The 16,007-nt window shown below is 54.8% G+C and carries 18 protein-coding genes; 4 read left to right on the top strand and 14 right to left on the bottom strand.

Translation table 11 applies throughout. The features are described 5' to 3' along the window. Positions 1-106: 106 nt before the first annotated feature. A complete protein-coding gene (locus JFT85_RS00970) occupies positions 107-919 on the bottom strand; it encodes a class I SAM-dependent methyltransferase (RefSeq protein WP_201228872.1) in 813 nt (270 codons plus the stop codon). 154 nt (positions 920-1,073) lie between these two features. Here JFT85_RS00970 and JFT85_RS00965 point away from each other — a divergent pair, with 154 nt between their 5' ends. The 3 genes from JFT85_RS00965 (at position 1,074) to JFT85_RS00955 (ending at position 3,360) form a co-directional block, all read left to right on the top strand. Beyond that, entirely contained in the window at positions 1,074-2,312 is a 1,239-nt protein-coding gene (locus JFT85_RS00965; RefSeq protein ID WP_201230853.1) for an MFS transporter, read from the top strand. Between the two features lie 405 nt (positions 2,313-2,717). Beyond that, on the top strand, positions 2,718-2,927 hold the full coding sequence (locus JFT85_RS00960; RefSeq protein WP_078826934.1) for a hypothetical protein: 210 nt from the start codon (positions 2,718-2,720) through the stop codon (positions 2,925-2,927). Positions 2,928-3,006: 79 nt separating this feature from the next. Further along, the gene (locus JFT85_RS00955; protein ID WP_201228870.1) at positions 3,007-3,360 is read left to right on the top strand and encodes a hypothetical protein; all 354 of its coding nucleotides are present in this window, start codon (positions 3,007-3,009) and stop codon (positions 3,358-3,360) included. Here the strand turns inward: JFT85_RS00955 and JFT85_RS00950 are convergent. Both JFT85_RS00950 and JFT85_RS00945 read right to left on the bottom strand, forming a co-directional pair. Next, the gene (locus tag JFT85_RS00950) at positions 3,341-3,856 is read right to left on the bottom strand and encodes a lysis system i-spanin subunit Rz (protein WP_201228869.1); all 516 of its coding nucleotides are present in this window, start codon (positions 3,854-3,856) and stop codon (positions 3,341-3,343) included. The genes JFT85_RS00955 and JFT85_RS00950 overlap by 20 nt on opposite strands. Continuing rightward, positions 3,853-4,386, bottom strand: a complete 534-nt coding sequence (locus JFT85_RS00945) for a glycoside hydrolase family 19 protein (protein WP_201228867.1) — start codon at positions 4,384-4,386, stop codon at positions 3,853-3,855. The genes JFT85_RS00950 and JFT85_RS00945 overlap by 4 nt, the downstream gene beginning before the upstream one ends. Before the next feature lie 202 nt (positions 4,387-4,588). On the opposite strand from JFT85_RS00945, the gene JFT85_RS00940 reads away from it, so the two are divergent. Continuing rightward, a complete protein-coding gene (locus JFT85_RS00940) occupies positions 4,589-5,308 on the top strand; it encodes a class I SAM-dependent methyltransferase (RefSeq protein ID WP_201228865.1) in 720 nt (239 codons plus the stop codon). A gap of 124 nt (positions 5,309-5,432) precedes the next feature. Here JFT85_RS00940 and JFT85_RS00935 read toward each other — a convergent pair whose 3' ends face one another. From JFT85_RS00935 to JFT85_RS00885, 11 genes are all read right to left on the bottom strand, one after another. Next, positions 5,433-5,585 (bottom strand): hypothetical protein, encoded by a 153-nt coding sequence (locus tag JFT85_RS00935; protein ID WP_201228863.1) that lies wholly within the window; start codon positions 5,583-5,585, stop codon positions 5,433-5,435. A gap of 54 nt (positions 5,586-5,639) precedes the next feature. After that, complete coding sequence (locus JFT85_RS00930) at positions 5,640-6,680, bottom strand: acyltransferase family protein (RefSeq protein ID WP_201228861.1); 1,041 nt, start codon at positions 6,678-6,680, stop codon at positions 5,640-5,642. A 192-nt stretch (positions 6,681-6,872) separates the two neighbouring features. After that, positions 6,873-7,085: a hypothetical protein gene (locus tag JFT85_RS00925; RefSeq protein WP_201228858.1), complete on the bottom strand. Its 213-nt coding sequence runs from the start codon at positions 7,083-7,085 to the stop codon at positions 6,873-6,875. After that, positions 7,072-7,401 (bottom strand): hypothetical protein, encoded by a 330-nt coding sequence (locus tag JFT85_RS00920; protein ID WP_201228856.1) that lies wholly within the window; start codon positions 7,399-7,401, stop codon positions 7,072-7,074. Before JFT85_RS00920 ends, JFT85_RS00925 begins: the two co-directional genes overlap by 14 nt. Then, positions 7,401-8,468 (bottom strand): pyocin knob domain-containing protein, encoded by a 1,068-nt coding sequence (locus JFT85_RS00915; RefSeq protein WP_201228854.1) that lies wholly within the window; start codon positions 8,466-8,468, stop codon positions 7,401-7,403. The genes JFT85_RS00920 and JFT85_RS00915 overlap by 1 nt, the downstream gene beginning before the upstream one ends. A gap of 22 nt (positions 8,469-8,490) precedes the next feature. Continuing rightward, positions 8,491-9,153, bottom strand: coding sequence for a hypothetical protein (locus JFT85_RS00910; RefSeq protein WP_207201000.1), 663 nt, complete (start codon positions 9,151-9,153; stop codon positions 8,491-8,493). Positions 9,154-9,510: 357 nt separating this feature from the next. Then, a complete protein-coding gene (gene gpJ / locus JFT85_RS00905; protein WP_201228850.1) occupies positions 9,511-13,299 on the bottom strand; it encodes a TipJ family phage tail tip protein in 3,789 nt (1,262 codons plus the stop codon). A gap of 58 nt (positions 13,300-13,357) precedes the next feature. Continuing rightward, the gene (locus tag JFT85_RS00900) at positions 13,358-13,960 is read right to left on the bottom strand and encodes a tail assembly protein (RefSeq protein ID WP_017528114.1); all 603 of its coding nucleotides are present in this window, start codon (positions 13,958-13,960) and stop codon (positions 13,358-13,360) included. Between the two features lie 781 nt (positions 13,961-14,741). Continuing rightward, positions 14,742-15,203 carry a hypothetical protein gene (locus JFT85_RS00895; protein ID WP_201228848.1) on the bottom strand — a complete coding sequence of 154 codons (462 nt, stop codon included), beginning with the start codon at positions 15,201-15,203 and terminating at the stop codon, positions 14,742-14,744. Next, positions 15,196-15,771 carry a hypothetical protein gene (locus JFT85_RS00890; protein WP_201228846.1) on the bottom strand — a complete coding sequence of 192 codons (576 nt, stop codon included), beginning with the start codon at positions 15,769-15,771 and terminating at the stop codon, positions 15,196-15,198. Before JFT85_RS00890 ends, JFT85_RS00895 begins: the two co-directional genes overlap by 8 nt. Continuing rightward, a complete protein-coding gene (locus JFT85_RS00885; protein ID WP_201228844.1) occupies positions 15,768-16,007 on the bottom strand; it encodes a hypothetical protein in 240 nt (79 codons plus the stop codon). The genes JFT85_RS00890 and JFT85_RS00885 overlap by 4 nt, the downstream gene beginning before the upstream one ends.

Below are 16,007 nucleotides of genomic sequence, written 5' to 3'. Positions count from 1 at the left end.
TTTTCACATGGCCTTCACTTCCCGGCCTATAGGGTAAGGCCTACCTACTCCAGTGAATCCCTTGGCCCGCCTCTTTTGGCGGGCTTTTTTTGCGCAGCCGAACGGCTCAGACGGCGCGCTTGGTGGCGGTCAAGGTGAAGCACAGCGGCAATTGGGCCGGTTGGTGCTCGTATTGGTCATACAATTCCTCACGGTTTGAATGCGGATACTCGCGCAGATGGTCAATCTGCAACTGCGCCGAAACCAAACCGCTTACGATGCTGCCCAGGGTATGCACGTACCAATAGGACGTCGGCCCTGGCACCTCGTCCAGCCCTTCATAGACAATCGACTCCTGCAACACGAACGGATCGCGCTGGAAGTACGAACTGTCAGGCAGCAGCGGATTGGCAGACCGCGGGTCGAACACTTCAAGGAACGGGTGAGTTTCATAGATCACCAGGGTGCCACCGGGCTTGAGCGTACCGGCCGCATGCCGCATAAACAGCGCCACATCCGGCATCCAGCCCAGTACGCCAATGGTTACCAGGGCCACATCGAACCGCCCCTGTAAGCCCTCAGGCAGGTGATGGATGTCGGCTTCAATAAACGTGGGGTTGTGCGGCGATATGTCGGCCAGTTCCCGCGCTTGCTGGAGAAAGGCGCGGGATTGATCGACGCCCACCACGGAGCGCGCGCCCAAGGCGAACAGCGACAGGCTTTCGCGACCGTTGTTGCAGCACAATTGCACCACGTCCCTGCCGGCCACGCCGACCTCTTGCAGCAGTGCCGTGATGGTCGGGTCCAGGCATGAAAAGTCCGCACGGGCAATCGAGGCCAGCAGTGCGCTCCAGTGAGGGCTGTCTTTGTGCAGTGTGGCGGACGCATCCCAGGCGTCTTTGTTGCTGGCGATGGCCTGTTGGGCTGAGGGCATGTCCATTGCGTCTCCCGATTGTCGTTTAAGCGAATTCAGGAACATAAGCCATTTACCTGTCGGACAAAACCCTCGGCGGCGGCGAAACTTCTGTCGAAGCCAACAGGTCAGTAAGCCAATGAGCGTTCAGCCGTTGAATGCCCCTTCCGAAGAACTCGCCGTGGCCAATCACGCTGATCTGCGTAATACCTTGTCCCTGGACAGCCTGAATTTTTTCCTGGCCGACGTCCGCGACGGGCTCGGACCTTACCTCGCGATCTACCTGCTGGCCGTGCATCAATGGGACCCGGCCAGCATCGGTGTGGTGATGACGCTCGCAGGTATCGCCGGCTTGCTCACTCAGGGCCCGGCAGGCGCGCTGATTGACCGCACGCGCAGCAAACGCGCGGTGATAGCCGTGGCCGCCATCCTCGTAACCGTCAGTTGCCTGACGCTGCCGTTTGTCAGCGCCTTCAGTTGGGTGGCCTTGACCCAGGCCGCCAGTGCCGTCGCCGCCTCGGTGTTCGCCCCGGCGATTTCGGCAATTTCGTTGGGGATCACCGGGCCGCGCGCGTTCACTCGCCGCACCGGGCGCAACGAAACCTTCAACCACGCCGGCAACGCCGTGGCGGCGCTGTTGGCCGGCGGCTTGGCGTACCTGTTCGGCCCAGTGGTGGTGTTCTACCTGATGGCCTTTATGGCGTTGGCCAGTGTTGTGGCGGTCAGTTGCGTCTCGGCCAAGGCGATAGACCATGAGGTTGCGCGGGGCTTTGACCCGACTCACAACAGCGATCACGAACAACCCTCCGGCATGAAGGTATTACTCGGCAATCGCCCGCTGCTGCTGTTCGCCATCTGTTGCGCTATGTTCCACCTGGCCAATGCCGCCATGCTGCCGTTGGTCAGTCAGAAGCTGTCACAGATCAACCTGCACATGGCCACGCCACTGACCTCGGCGTGCATCGTCGCCGCGCAATTGGTGATGGTGCCGATGGCGTGGGTGGTGGGGCTCAAGGCCGACCTGTGGGGGCGCAAGCCGTTGCTGCTGGCCGGCTTCATGATTCTGCCGCTGCGCGGCGTGCTGTATACCCTGTCCAGCGACCCCTATTGGTTGGTCGCCGTGCAGATGCTCGATGGCATCGGCGCGGGGATTTTCGGCGCGTTGTTCCCGGTCATCGTCAAAGACCTGACCCAGGGCACCGGCCGGTTCAACGTCAGTCTCGGCGCGCTGTCCACGGTGTTTGGGCTGGGCGCGGCACTGAGCAGCAGCCTGGCCGGTTTCGTCGTGCAACAGGCAGGTTATAACGCCGCGTTCCTGACGCTGGCGGGCGTGGCTGCGGTGGCGTTAGCCTTGTTATGGCTGGCCATGCCGGAGACGCTGATGAAACCATCCCTCGCTCGCCATACAACTGTCGCCTGACATATGCGACAATGCGCGCCAAATTCCAACACACAGCCAAAATTTTCTGCTCAGCGACCGGGTTTCGCGCCTTGATGTCGCTGTTGACGCATGCCTGAAGGCTCCTGCCGCCACGCTCGCAACTCATTGATAGGTAAAGTAATTGATCTCCACAGCTAACATCACCATGCAGTATAAAATGCATTGCGGTGATTGCTGATGATCAGTGTTTGCTGGGCCAAGTCGTCATGAGTAATCACCCGTAACGCACAGAAATGCACCCGTTGGTTCCAGAAGTGGTCCCAACGGGGAAATTCCGGCTCATGCCGGAACTGCATAACCCACCTCCCTGGCGTCCTGCCGACCGAACACAAACCACCTAAATCGCATCAACTGGTACGCTGTTCACTCCCTGGAGGAACACCGATGCCGAATTCAGACCTGATCCCTTCCCTGCTCTCGAAACTCTATGAAAACCAACTTGCCCTCGAAGCCTCCATCATGGAGCTATCGAACTGGGTGGAGCAGCGCGGCTCCGCTGAAGTCGCAGAGAACGTGCGCGGTGCCCTGCACACGATCGACGAGAACGAAGAGTTCATAAAGCTGACCCTAGCTGTCCTCATGACACCGGACTGACCGCCTCTCGTCGCCTCAAATCACGCAACGGCAAAACCTCGATTACTGTATGCACATACAGCATTCGGATTTACCCATCATGCACATCGACGAAGACACCTCAGCGTGGCTTGGCTGCCCTACGCCCCTGGAAATGTACAAGCACCAGTGCTCTCTGCTCGAGGACGAACTCAGCGAGACTCAGGCGTTGCTGCGCAAGGCACGGAAGAACATCGCCGGGCTGGTCCAGATGAATGATGTACTGGCCACCCGCTTGGCCGAGGCGGCGGAATCCCTCAAGGCGGGACAGCTGGAGATCGGCCAACTCAAAGAGCGATGCTCAGAGCCTGCCATCCTCAGTATTAAGCTCGTTGCCGAACAGCGCGACTACCTTCTCAGAGAGAATCAACGATTGCTGGGAGAGCTGAAGAAGATTACCGAGCCACAGCCCTGACGTACGCTTGGCACGCACGTAGCGCGATCACGGCGTTATCCCCATCGTCGGTGATGGCGATAATTCGTTGCGCATGCGCTGGGTCAAGTTGGGCTCGACGGGCTGCATGAACCACGCTGATGGCGCCGGCGGCGGTAGGCACGTTGCAGCCACTGGCTGGATCGTCGGAAAGGAGGACTGACAGCCGGACATTAGCAGTAGCAAGCTGGTCACGCAGGCGAGCCTGGTTGCGCTGGACATCGGATAACTCCTTGGTGTGTTGTTGGTCTTGGCCGTCGAGCGTTTTCTCCAGGGTCAGGCGCTTGTCGGTTTCGTCTCGGTACTGCTTGGCGGCGGCGGCACTGATCAATGACAGGTCATCCTTGTGAAGGGCGGCCTGCTCGGCGAGCTGCTTGCCCATCCGCCAGTCCTGCACCTGCCAGGCGGCGCCAGCAGATACCGCCATCAGCACCAGGATCAGCAGAACCATCCCGACCAGCTTCTGCACCGGCGTCACGCCAGCACCTTCAGCGCCTTGTCGTACAGCGCCTGGCGATCGGCCTTGCCTGTGAGCCCGCCATTTATGCGCCGTGTGATCTTCGTGAACTCACCCTGATCCGCCAGGGTGTTCAGCCCGCGGGAGGACCAAAACCACGCCGCCGACATTGCCGCGTACTGCGGCTGCTCGAGCAGCTCGGGCTTGTTGATCAGATCCAGGCCCAGGGCATCGCCGCACGCCGCATAGTTGGCCCGGCCGGTCACTTGGATTAGGCCACGGCCACGGTATTTGAAGCCATCGCCATTGACCGTATTGCCAAGATCGGCGCGCCCTTCATACCCGGCCTGCTGCGCCGTGGGCCCCCACAACTCTTTCAGCCAGCGGAACTGCCCCGATTCATGCCCGATCTGGGCGATGAAGGCTGCGATGCGCAGTCGAGTGACGATTCCGTACTTGGTCATGGCCGTATTCAGCACAGGTAAAAAAACGCCGGCTTGGCGGCCGGCGTTCGGGAGGATCTGCAGCAACTGCTGCTCGGTGATTGGCATACCTTTCTCCATGCGCAAAAAAACTGCACAATGACGGTCAGTTATTTTCATTACGTTCGAAGGCTCGAATTTGCCGCCAACGGACAAGATTAACCAGCAGGGTTATCACCAGCATAAAAACGCCAAAAGCGTTCAGCATGGTCGCTACGCCCATGCAGCGGCGAATCCAGATGTCTGTAAAATTCAAAGGAGTAGCGTACATATGAGCTATGCGGAATTAACATTAAAAGATCGAAGCAGACTAAAGCGATTCGTTCAAGAACATCGATTTGCAGATGCAATGAAACTATTTCCGCCCTCGCTATCCACATCAACTCCTACAATTGTTGATTTCGGCGCAGGGAACGGCGAGCTATCGATGCGTCTTTCACGGAAATACCCAAAATCTAGTATTACGTGTTATGAGCCGGGAGATTTGCTACAAGAAGCAAAAGATATGGTAGGAAACATTTCTAATATAACCACTACTGCCAGCAGTGGCGACATATGCTCGGGGTCTGCGGACGTAGTTTATTGCCTTGAAGTATTTGAACATCTACCAGATGTGGAGCGACAGTTCGCACTTGACGAGATACATCGCATCCTCAAAAGCGGAGGCTGGATGATTGTCGGTGTACCTATCGAAATTGGGCTGCCTGCCCTGCCAAAGGGTCTTTTCCGCATGGCTCGACGGCGCGGAGATTTTGACGCAAGGATAGGTAACATTCTAAGAGGCACCCTAGGCCGTAGGTTTAGCGTTCGGCCTTCTATTGAAATCGCCGCCGGACTTCGTTATCACCCTCATCATACGGGCTTTGACTATCGCCAACTGAGGCATGAGATTATTAAAAAATTTCAATTCAAAAATAAAGTTTGCAGTCCGTTTGCCTTGCTGGGGCCGCAGCTTAACTCTGAAATCTATCTCATCGCCTCCAAAAAATAAATTTTTTTTATGCAGATGAAAAAGCCCGCTCAATGGCGGGCACTGCTCAAACTTTCGGCATCAGTAATGCCTATACTCTTGGCACATCGGTGGATTGCTCGACTTTCACAGTCACTTTGGCGCTTTAGGTATTGATCACCAGAGCCGTTTGAACCATGGCCTGAGGTTGCGACTGTATGGTATCGCGTGCTTTGGTATCCGCTTCTTCGGCTGTAACAAATTCAATCAGATTGGCAGGATCAAAAGCGTTGGCTGAATTAATAACGATATAAGGCATTGAGTTTCTCCAAGCGAAAAAACCCGCCGAAGCGAGTTTCTTGGTTGTGAGTACTTACAAAGAAGCGACTATCGTTGGCCGAATACGACCCTGAATTGAATGGCGGAACTTCTCGATTGGCGCCTCCACTGCGTAATGGAGAATCGCGCCGAACAATACTGCGCACGCAACAGCAATACACATCCATAAAATGCTATTAGGGTTTGCAAGACTAAACTTCGCATAAAAATACCAGTGAACTAGATAAATAGAGAAGCTCCACGCACCGAGCCTCTTCATAATCTTCGACTGAAGGATCGTCCCAATAGCGCCTTTCCCATCAGCAAGAGCCACGATAAACAGCCCCCACAACAGGCTCAGATAAAAAAACTTATTTACAAGCCAATCATCCATAGGCATGCCAAATAATAAATTTCGCATATACGGACTAGAAAGCACCATCAAAACCACTACAACCAATCCAACAATCGTTGAAAACATAGCAGTGATATATTTTCGATAGAATTCAAACGATACTGCAAAGTAACACCCGATCGTGAAACTGGAAAGGTACCCGCGAGTAGATATGCTACCTCCAACAACATCCCTATATGGCCATAACCACTGCTGCATAAGGATTAGAACAGCCGCCATAAAAAACGTCGCACTATATCCACCATAGCCTTTAGCCTTTATTAAAACAAAAGCAATTATCGGAAGAAATATGTAGAACTTAAACTCAACAGGAATAGTCCAGAGATGGCCAAACCCCTGCTGTAACAGAATCGCATTCTGAAGATCCAAAATAGTGTTTATTTGAATAGTACCCAGCAAATAATAGAGATATGCAACTAAAGCAAACAAAGGGATAATACGGAGAAATCTTCCAAGCGCATAAATCAAAATTACGCGTAGAGAAAACCCGCCTACTTCAAACTTACCAGTTAGCAAAAAAGCGCTCAAAACAAAAAACAACCAAACCCCTATCTTTCCGGTCCCCACAAGCGGCATGTATGAAGCGCTAAAAAAAAGCGCCATTGCATGAACACAAAGCACGATTAGGCAAGCCAAGCCACGGATGCCATCCGCCCCAGCATAGTGAATGTTTTTTTTCATAACGATCCTACCTTTGATAGCAACATTGAAGCACTAGCGAAGGTAGGAACCAAGAGTTTTTGCAATTCCTCATCAAGGATGGCTCCTGTACTGAGTAAACCTTAGCCTATCAGGCACGCATGGCCTGCTTGAGCTTGCCCATCAAAGGCTTTTCAAGAAAATACTCAGTTTGTCAAGGTTGAGGCCGCTCACTCATTGGATTTCGAAGGTTGACTCGGCTGTCACAACTTCGAGAGCCGCCTTGCGCTTTTTCTGGACCTCACCGGGGATTGGGCGCTTGCGCTCGTACTTGGCGATCACTTGCCAGTCTGTCGACTGCAAATAGGCCAGTGCATCGCGATACTCAGCTTCTTTCGACAAATCTTCGTCAGTCCTTTTCTGCTCCAGCATTTCAAGGTTGATCATTTTCTACTGGCTCCACGCTTGGGAATTTTACCGGTCCACTCTTCACGTCAAGGATAATAGGCGTCTCTGGAGCCCTTACCTCTTCTGGGCTGTCCCATTCGACGGGGAATCGAAGCGTGATGCTTAAGTGTCCGTCGACGCGATCGACATACGACCCGGCAACGAACCACGGGTTGTTTACAGCAGTGGCCGGCAGCCGGTAACCGTCCGGAATTACTGACAAGTCGATAGCTTCGCCGTTGACGGTGATAGTGTCGCCAGAGACTGAGGCTTCGATTTTTTCGTGAGACAGCACTTGATAGAGTGTGATTTTCATTATTTCCAGAACCCCTGAACGGTTATGCGAACCTCAGTAATTGTTTGCCCCAATGGTCCGTTCCTCATATGGAAGTACCCAGCTGTCGGGCTACTCATAGTGGCTGACGTGACTCCGTACCAGTCTGCCGAGCCGGTAGGCGCCGCGGTAACTCGCACCGAGGTCTTGCCCCAGTCAGGGAAAGAGACTGGGAGCGTGAAGTCAGTGGCCTTTATCTCATTGGACGCCAAAGATATTGGGTTGAGCTGGGTTGACACCGTCATGAGCCCGCTTGCAAACCGATTAGCGCGCCACTGGCCAAGCGCCCTGTCGTCCATCACTCCGGTTCTGCCGTTTGAGTTATCCACGGGGTTTAACGCGTTCTGAATGTTGTACTCGAGTAGCCAGGGCCCCTGTGACCCACCAGCAATAAGGCGCGTGTACGTACCGCCAACCGAACCGCCATTACCACCAGTACCTCCACTCAACCATTGCCGACACCAGTCTCCGCTCCACTTGAGGCACATCAGTGTTGAGCCGTTGAAAGGGGAGTTATTAACGAACCCTGGAGGAAGGCTGCCAGTTGCCAGTGCTGTAAGGTTGTAGGTGGAAAGTCCCAGAGGTGCACTGCCAACTATCGTGTCGACGTTGCCATTGAAGTCGTTAGGACCGCCCAGGCCATTCCCAACGTTACCACCGAACTGAGCCAATCTTACCCATGCTGACCACCCACCTCCTTGCTGACCGCCGCGCTCCCACGTCACGCTGGCCCCCATCTGCCGGAATGTCTGCCGGACAAAGATGTCTGCGCACTGAACCATGATGTGGCCGTTCTGCGTGCCTTCGGGTACGTTAGTGTTGTTGGTACCAGTGAGCGTGTAAATGGCGTTGATGTACGGCAGGTTGTTCATGTTGGTGCCATCTGGTAGACGGACAGCATCACTCTTACCCCAGCCAGTTTTGTTTGTCGTGTCAAAGCCCTGGTAAAGCTCTTGGGTCATGGCGTTGATCTTGGAGCTTGCGGTGCGCGGAGGATCACCACCAAAGCCATTTGGTGCTGCGCCTAGGATGATCTCTTGTCTTGCCATTTAATAACGCCTCTAATTAATATCACACAACCATTTTGCCAACCATTAAGGGAATACCTAAATACGTTGTATTCCCAACCCCTACCGTGATTGCAGTAATTTGATTATTTGGATAATCCCAAACAAAATATAGCTGCCTTGGTCGAAATTCTGAGCCACAAAGAGGCATCTCGAGATTATTTATTAATACATATTCGCCACCACCCAAAACAAAGGGCGCCTTAAAATAACACCGAGTAATTCCTTGAGAGTCATAGTTCCAACCAGTATAAGTCCAAGTGTTAGTACTTCTTACAAAAAGAGCGCTTGGTGTACCACTATCAAACAATGTCACCCCAGAAGATGAAGAGAGCCTTAAGCCATATTCGCTTACAGGCTTAGCACCGAACCCAGCAACATACCACTTTCCAGCAGGGTTTATATTATACAAACTGTACTTACCAATACCAAAACCAGTCCAATTTCCGGGAGAGCCAAACAGGCCTGGAAGCATGCTAATCGGACCATTAGCCGGGTCTGGCCTTATGAAAACAAACGGCTGCTCTTGTGTCGTTATTGGACTAGGAAAATAGACTTGAGCTGTACCATTCGCACCGTTAGGTGCATAGCTTCCAGAGTACAGAATAGATAACCGTACAAACTCAGAGTCTAGAATCACCCGATCATCATCAGCATTTTGAAACATCAGCCCATACGAGTCTGTCATTTTATTTAAATCTCACCACGACCAATCGCATTCCAGCATTAGAGTATGAAGATGTGCCATATGGGTCACCCCGTATAGTACGCCACACTCTGACGCCGCCACTTATAACTTCTGGCTCAAGTTGCTTATCAGAGTTTCTATCTATTGATTTATTCGGAATGCAAAAAGCAGCGGAGTTACTCGAGTTAACCCCCTCGATAGAAATATCAAAGTATTTTCCAGCTGGGTATGCGCTTGAGTTTATGTCAGCAGTGTATGCCACCCTCATAGTAAATGCGGTCGGAGAGAGTTGCGGCTCTCCGGCCGCCCCCCATGTCCAAAGCCCGTATTGGTCCATTATGAAAGCCTCCCGACCATAGTCCTCTTAACGCCGCCAGCGTCGAATACAGACAGACCGTCGTTATTGAGAAGTGATGACCCGCCAGATCCAGAACTGCGCAGCGTGAATGTCCCCGCCTTGACATTGATTTCCAGCAGCGGGCGACCTTTTGAGTCGACGGATTCAGAGCGCAACGTCATACCCAAGATGATCTCCTGAATAAATGCTTTGTTGATGATCGCTTGATTGATGAACACCTGATTGTTCTGGACCACGAACATCGGTACGACAGCACCACTTACTTCATCGACCACGGCAAATCGCTGAGCAAAGATCAGAAACTCTGCCTGCTCACCATCCGATCCAAACGCAAACCCGGAAGTTACTGTCTTACCACCAACGATGGTCTGAGCCTTGAGAGTGACCATTGCCGACACCTTGTCACCGGTTGCGGCGACAACCTTATTGGTCTCCTGAATTGCAGCCGTGTTTTTGCCCGAAGTAGCTTGGACAGTTCTAATCTGCTCGCCCAGGGCTTTGTCTGCGTCAGCCATGACCCGGTTCGTGTCCTGAATTGCAGAGGCATTGGCGCCCGCTGTCGCACGTACCGCCTCTATCCTTTCACCCAGTGCTTTGTCAGCATTGGCCAGGACGGTTGTTTCATACTTGAAAGCCGCAGCATTGCTGTCGACCTTGGCGTCCATCGCCGTAACTCTGGATGCAACAGCCTCAGTGGCGTTCGCTGATGCCCTGGCCACGTCGATGATGCTCGCCGCGTTCTGGCCTACCTTTGCATCAAGGCCGTCTGTCCGTTGCGATTGAGCAAAGTCCCGATCTGCAATCACAGACATCAGCGACCAGGCACCGACGGATGTAGTGGTGTCACCTGCACTGCCCGCCTCGTTCCCTGCCGACTCTGCCTTGATCGTCGCGTAAACGCCGTCCAGCTTCTCAGCGGTGGCTGTGACCTTCCCGTTCACGTTATCGATGGCCGACTTGTTCTTGCTGATCTCCAGGGCCATGGCTTCGTTGGTTTCGGCGATGGTGCCCATGTCGAACCAGTAGGTGGCATTCGGCGGCGTGGTATTGACCGGTACCGCTTTAGTCGCCTGGAACAGGTGTTGGCCAACGCGGACCATGTCGCCCTTGGCGTAGGTCTTGGCCGGGTCATACTCCAGAGCGTCGACGATCTCGTTAATGAGGTCGTTGAACTCCTTCTTGGCCTCCTCAAGGCGCTCATTCACCGAGCCGGGGCCATCGCCTGTGATCAACTCGATCTCTTCCCTCAAACTCTGGTACAGCGCCCCCTTACCGATCTTCTCAGCGAAGTACTTGTCGTATTCGGTCTGGTCGGAACTGGCCCGGCCACTCACTGCACCGGTAACGGGGAAGAAAGGCCCGATGTTGCCGGACCGATCCACTAGGCGCGCCCAGAAAAACAGGCTCGCCCCAGCAAGTAGGCTGTGCATCTCATGCTTGGCCTGCGGGTAGCTGAAGTCACTCAGCTTGACCGCCGTAGTCAGGTCAGCCGACTGGCTGTACCAAAGTTCTGTCCGCTGCGTGTCCTCTGCACCAGGTGGAAAAGCCCACTGGATGCCAATGCCGTAGACCAGACTGGTAGTGCGCAGGAACGAAACCGCCGGCGGCAGGCCAACCTTGCCTTGCAGATTGGTCAGGTTGGAGCTCTTCCAGATCGACGATATTTCGAAGGCGCTCACCGACCGCACACGGGCCATATAGGCGCCCGAGTAAATACCGGTGACGTCGACGCTCGTCGAGCCTGTGCGCTGCACCTTAATCCAGTTGCCGCTGTCCTTGCGCCACTCCACGTCATAGGCGACCGCGCCGTTCACAGCAGGCCACGAGATGTTCATGGTGCTGATGGCAATGCCCTGGTTTACGGCGTAACTCGAAGTGAGCGTGACGCTCGCCGGAGGCGGAACGACGGTGATCGGGATAACGCTGATTGGGCGCTCTTCCAGCCGAGCGCCGGTGTCGATGTGCACGAACTTGCTCGGGTCGTACTGCATAGCCGAGATTTCGAACACGCCAGGCTCTGGCCGGGAAACGCTGGTCACCCGGTACAGCGGGATGGCCAGGTCGTCAGCGTCGAGAGCCCACACCAGTTCCCGCTCAGGTGCCACGGAGTACACCGTGGTGACCGTGACCTGCCGGCCGCTGACCAGTTGCACGGTGCGCCCCTCGCACTTGCCGTCGGGCAGGTTGAGGATCAGACGGTCACCGGGCTTGGCCTGGGTATCGCGGTCCAGGGTGATGACTTTGCCATTTACGGCTGAGATGCGCCCGCCCACGGGCCGGCCAGCCAGCAGCTCGTCCGCGATCGGAACGACGTAGCCGGGAAGCGGGATACGCCCGTCCAGGCCAACGCGGAACGTCACAGCCCGGTCCTTGGAGTTGGTGAGCAAAGCCCACTTGCCGCGGCGCTGCGCCTCGGACTCACGCGTGCAGCCGATGGCGCTGATCTCAAGCGGGTTGTCGCCGTAGCGCCGCTGCAGCTTCTGGTCGGTCACGGCCGTGACGTCGGTGTCGTAGTTGTTCAGCGGATTGTCGTAGCTGATTAGGGCCCTACTGTAGCGGGTGCGCTCCGATGCGCTCGAGTAGGTGAACTTGCCATCGATGACGTTCGCCCGGGTGTAGGCGAAGTCGAAGTCAGTGGTGCGCGGCATATCCGACAGGGTAAATACCTGGCCCTGGGCCCAATAGGTCATCCCCCGGTAGATCGCCGAGATGTCACGCAGCAAGGACCAGGCATCAGCCTTGCTCTGCAGGTTCAGGTTGCAGATGAAGCGCGGTTCCATGCCACCCTTCCCGTCCGGTACCAGTTGGTCGCAGTATTGGGAAACCCGATACAACTCCCAAATATCGACCATCCACGGCTTAATGCGCCGACCAAGGCCGAACCGATCGCTTGTGGTGATGCCGTAGGTGTGCCAGACGGGATTATCCGTCCACGCCTCCTTGAACGTACCATCCCAAATTCCGGCGTAGCTGCGGGAGCGCGGATCGTAGTTGCTTGGCACCTGCCACTTTCGACCATCACATTCAACGGTGACAGCTGGGATATTGCGGAACTGCTCGGCCGAGAACTCGATGTAGAGCAGGGCCGTATTCGGGTAACGAATCTTTGCGTCAATCACCTCGGTAAACCCGGCGATCTGCATGGTGTCGGAGATTTTGTTGTTGTTTTGGTTGATCGTCAGGCGGGTGATGCGCATCAGCCAACCAGTTGTCGCTCTGGGCAAGTCAATGCGACGTGTGCGCTCGTAGGTGCTGGTGGTCTTGCCGTCGACAGCCTCGCTCAGAATTTGCTGGTAGGCGCCGCCGTCGGTAGCCAATTCAACCTTGTACTCGATGCGGTAGCCATTAATGTTGCCGCCAGAGTCAACGGATTGAAGGGCTGGCCACGCAAACCGCACACGAACAGCAGAAAGCTGAGTGTTGGTTATGGCGCGCACCCAGGGTGTTCCGCTGCGCAATTCTGTGCTGATCGTCGTCTCGTTTTCGACTGAAGGAATTCCGCCAATCGAGGTTTGATCCACGGCCCCGGTACGCCACTCCCACTTCACGTTTGGGAAGTTCATATTGCCCTGAGGATCTTGCAGTGGGGTGTTGTCGAGGCAAATATCGCGAGCAGTCGGTGTGCCTTCAAACTCACCCTCGCCCACGGCGATCAGCATCTTGGCAATTGCGACAGAGCGCAGGCTGTCCGGCGCCTCGGTCGGCGTCTTTGGCTTGTCTTCCCCGCCCTTGGCGCCGTGTATATCAAACTTGTGTGCTGCGCCCATGCTTTTCTCCAGGCAATAAAAAACCGCCTCTTGGGCGGTGCGGTGCTACATCCTATTTCTAGGCTTTATCTTCGGAATAAATGGCGGCACTGATGATTGCGCCACCCCATCGCCGCCTACCAGCGCAAAGCGGTACGGGATTGCCGGACGCGGTGGTATTTCTCGCCGATCCAAATGCGTAAGACGGTTGGTTTTCCGGGGCCGCACTCATCTTCAGGCCGCCAGCTTGAGGACTGAGCATCTGAATGGCGCCACCAATAGCCATTGAGCCGCCACCCATTCCTACCGCAAGCGCCGTAGCTGCCGACCAGCCAAGTGGGTTCCACCACGCCAACGCAACGATTACCACCCCAATAATGGTTTGTAGCAAGCCCGCACGTTTCGAGCCGGTAATGACGGGGACGATCCTGATTTCTCCTTTGCCCTGAAAGCAGAGTTCATCCTCGCCGATGTTTTTCTTCCCTCGGAAAACAGCGAACTCCATACCCCTCGACTTGGCGTTAGACAGGAACCTTTCAAAGCCTGGGATTTGCACACAAAGCGCCTTTATCGCTTCTGCTGGGGTACGAATAGAAAGCCTGTACTGCTTTCCGAACTGCCGCAGCATTCCCCCGAGCCGGATCGTTTCCATCGGCGAGTAGTAGATAGCAAGTGCAGCCATAGCTTTTCTCCAGATAATAAAAAACCACCCGGAGGTGGCTTATTTGTTTTCCTTGCCTATTTGGCGCAGGACCTCACTACATCGACGACTCTCTCAAGCGGAGACTGCCAGGTTCTGTAGAAGTGATAGTGGACGCTTGATCCTCCTTCTTTCGGGATCACATCGACCAAGTGCAGTGGGGCCTGAGCATCCGGCGCCAAGATCGTATAGCGGTCACCAGATGTTTGCAGAATCCCGCCGATTCCAGCGCCCAGCACGGTAGTCCCCTGCCAGCCGTCGCGTATGCATTCCGCGACAACTTTCGCTGGTTTACTTGATTGCAGCGATAAGAGCGGGGGGTTGCTACGGGTGTCACCTACACTTGCGCAACCTGCCATCGATACCAGCGCCAATGCCCCTACGAACAATTTCATGCTGTTCCCTCATTGAGATATGGCGAGACTTTATCACCAAGCAGAGAGCAACACGAAAGCCCGCAATGCGGGCTATATCAATCGAAAACTTTTAACACTGCAATGCCTCCTCCAAGAAGAGACATTACGCTGTTATCAGCCCATACCAAATCAAACCACACCCCGCCGGACCTAGCCGCGACTTGCCGGACCAGAACCTGCCAGCGGCTTCTGCCACCGCAATGCCGACTGATTCCAATCGGCATTACGCTGTTGTCAGCCCTCACCTCGACATGCCCGACCTAACCAGGCCTCGCCCAACCTTGTCTCGCCACGCCACATGATGCGTTCGCACCGCAATGCCCTCTCATCGAAAGGACTTTACGTTGCTATTGGGCTAGGGCCTTCCGCGTCATGCCTTGCAGCGCGGAAAACTTTGCGACAGCGTCAAGGTTTGCCCGTCGCTGATCATCGGTAAGCTCCGTTATCCTCAGATTCCTAAGCTTTTCTCCGCTCCCGCGAAAAGCCTTCCTGACATTCCGGCCCAGCTCACTTACCGCAACTTCTGTTTGCTCATGAGGCGGCACCCAGCGGTAACCGCGCCCTCTTACTGACTGAAGGCAGACCTGGTGATGCTTGAGCAAGTCCGACTTGAATGCCTCGACGTTCGCCAGCCACTCGAACTGACGCTCACGAAACTTCTCAACAGTCAGCGACTTCGAATCGGTCATTGACGGCATGCCGAAACGAACCGCCAGCCATTCATGTCCGACCAAATCACCGTATTTGAACTCCTTGAGGAAGTCTTCGACGGCTTGCTTATAGTTCGGGTGCTTTGTCAGCTCAGACATATTCCACCTCGAAACGACCGAATCGCGGCCGATACTCACAAACGCCAATCAGTAGGCCTGAATCGGTGATGGCCTTTTTTGCCTCCTCAATGTTGAGTACGTCAGCGTTGATTGCGACTTCCAGCTCGACGCACCATTCAAGAAAGATTGGCCGGTAACGCATGATCTTCGCCTGTCCAACCTTAACCCCGCGACAATCAACGAATCGCTGATCCTCCCAAAGAGAATCGGGTGTTGTCGGCCCAGAGAACTCCAGATTTGCCTTATCAGTCATCACGACCGCACCGCGCTTCCATTGTGTTCCTAGCTTCTGAAGCTTCGCTCCCGCCAGGAATGTCGCATCGAAGTTCGCACCCGGCACATAAAAACCGGAGCGCTCGTCGAAGTAGGCGCCGGCGATGAATTCTGAGCGAGCGATTGCCAGATGATCGTCATCCGTTTTCTTACGCTTGCCGGTCAACTCTTTGTGAGCCTTGGTTGCAGGATTCAGCGGGTTAGCCAACTTATCGCTATGCATCATCAGCGGAGAAGTCCCGCGCACCTTCAGAGTGAGAAGCTCCATGCTCATGCCGCCTCCCTCTTTGCTACGACTGCCAAGCGAGCCTTCAAATTAGTGAGTGCCGCCATCGCAAACTCAAGCATTTCATCAGCAGATACCGGAACACCGCCTGTATGGAGCATGGCCTGAATCAACTCCCGATGGGTCATCACGCAAGCATCAATCGGTATGGGCTGAACCTGCCTATTTCCGGCGCCGTCAGCAAACACAAGAAAACGCTGAGTGGGGGAAAGCTCTGCCGGCAA

Source organism: Pseudomonas sp. TH04 (assembly GCF_016651355.1).
Taxonomy (GTDB): Bacteria; Pseudomonadota; Gammaproteobacteria; order Pseudomonadales; family Pseudomonadaceae; genus Aquipseudomonas; species Aquipseudomonas fluorescens.
This window is presented reverse-complemented; position numbering and strand designations above follow the sequence as displayed.

What these genes read in the sequence shown, in the direction of transcription:
- JFT85_RS00970 (WP_201228872.1), bottom strand. Translation starts at nt 919, where the DNA reads ATGGACATGCCCTCAGCCCAACAGGCCATCGCCAGCAACAAAGACGCC.
- JFT85_RS00960 (WP_078826934.1), top strand. Translation starts at nt 2,718, where the DNA reads ATGCCGAATTCAGACCTGATCCCTTCCCTGCTCTCGAAACTCTATGAA.
- JFT85_RS00955 (WP_201228870.1), top strand. Translation starts at nt 3,007, where the DNA reads ATGCACATCGACGAAGACACCTCAGCGTGGCTTGGCTGCCCTACGCCC.
- JFT85_RS00945 (WP_201228867.1), bottom strand. Translation starts at nt 4,386, where the DNA reads ATGCCAATCACCGAGCAGCAGTTGCTGCAGATCCTCCCGAACGCCGGC.
- JFT85_RS00940 (WP_201228865.1), top strand. Translation starts at nt 4,589, where the DNA reads ATGAGCTATGCGGAATTAACATTAAAAGATCGAAGCAGACTAAAGCGA.
- JFT85_RS00935 (WP_201228863.1), bottom strand. Translation starts at nt 5,585, where the DNA reads ATGCCTTATATCGTTATTAATTCAGCCAACGCTTTTGATCCTGCCAAT.
- JFT85_RS00930 (WP_201228861.1), bottom strand. Translation starts at nt 6,680, where the DNA reads ATGAAAAAAAACATTCACTATGCTGGGGCGGATGGCATCCGTGGCTTG.
- JFT85_RS00925 (WP_201228858.1), bottom strand. Translation starts at nt 7,085, where the DNA reads ATGATCAACCTTGAAATGCTGGAGCAGAAAAGGACTGACGAAGATTTG.
- JFT85_RS00920 (WP_201228856.1), bottom strand. Translation starts at nt 7,401, where the DNA reads ATGAAAATCACACTCTATCAAGTGCTGTCTCACGAAAAAATCGAAGCC.
- JFT85_RS00915 (WP_201228854.1), bottom strand. Translation starts at nt 8,468, where the DNA reads ATGGCAAGACAAGAGATCATCCTAGGCGCAGCACCAAATGGCTTTGGT.
- JFT85_RS00910 (WP_207201000.1), bottom strand. Translation starts at nt 9,153, where the DNA reads ATGTTTCAAAATGCTGATGATGATCGGGTGATTCTAGACTCTGAGTTT.
- gpJ (WP_201228850.1), bottom strand. Translation starts at nt 13,299, where the DNA reads ATGGGCGCAGCACACAAGTTTGATATACACGGCGCCAAGGGCGGGGAA.
- JFT85_RS00900 (WP_017528114.1), bottom strand. Translation starts at nt 13,960, where the DNA reads ATGGCTGCACTTGCTATCTACTACTCGCCGATGGAAACGATCCGGCTC.
- JFT85_RS00895 (WP_201228848.1), bottom strand. Translation starts at nt 15,203, where the DNA reads ATGTCTGAGCTGACAAAGCACCCGAACTATAAGCAAGCCGTCGAAGAC.
- JFT85_RS00890 (WP_201228846.1), bottom strand. Translation starts at nt 15,771, where the DNA reads ATGAGCATGGAGCTTCTCACTCTGAAGGTGCGCGGGACTTCTCCGCTG.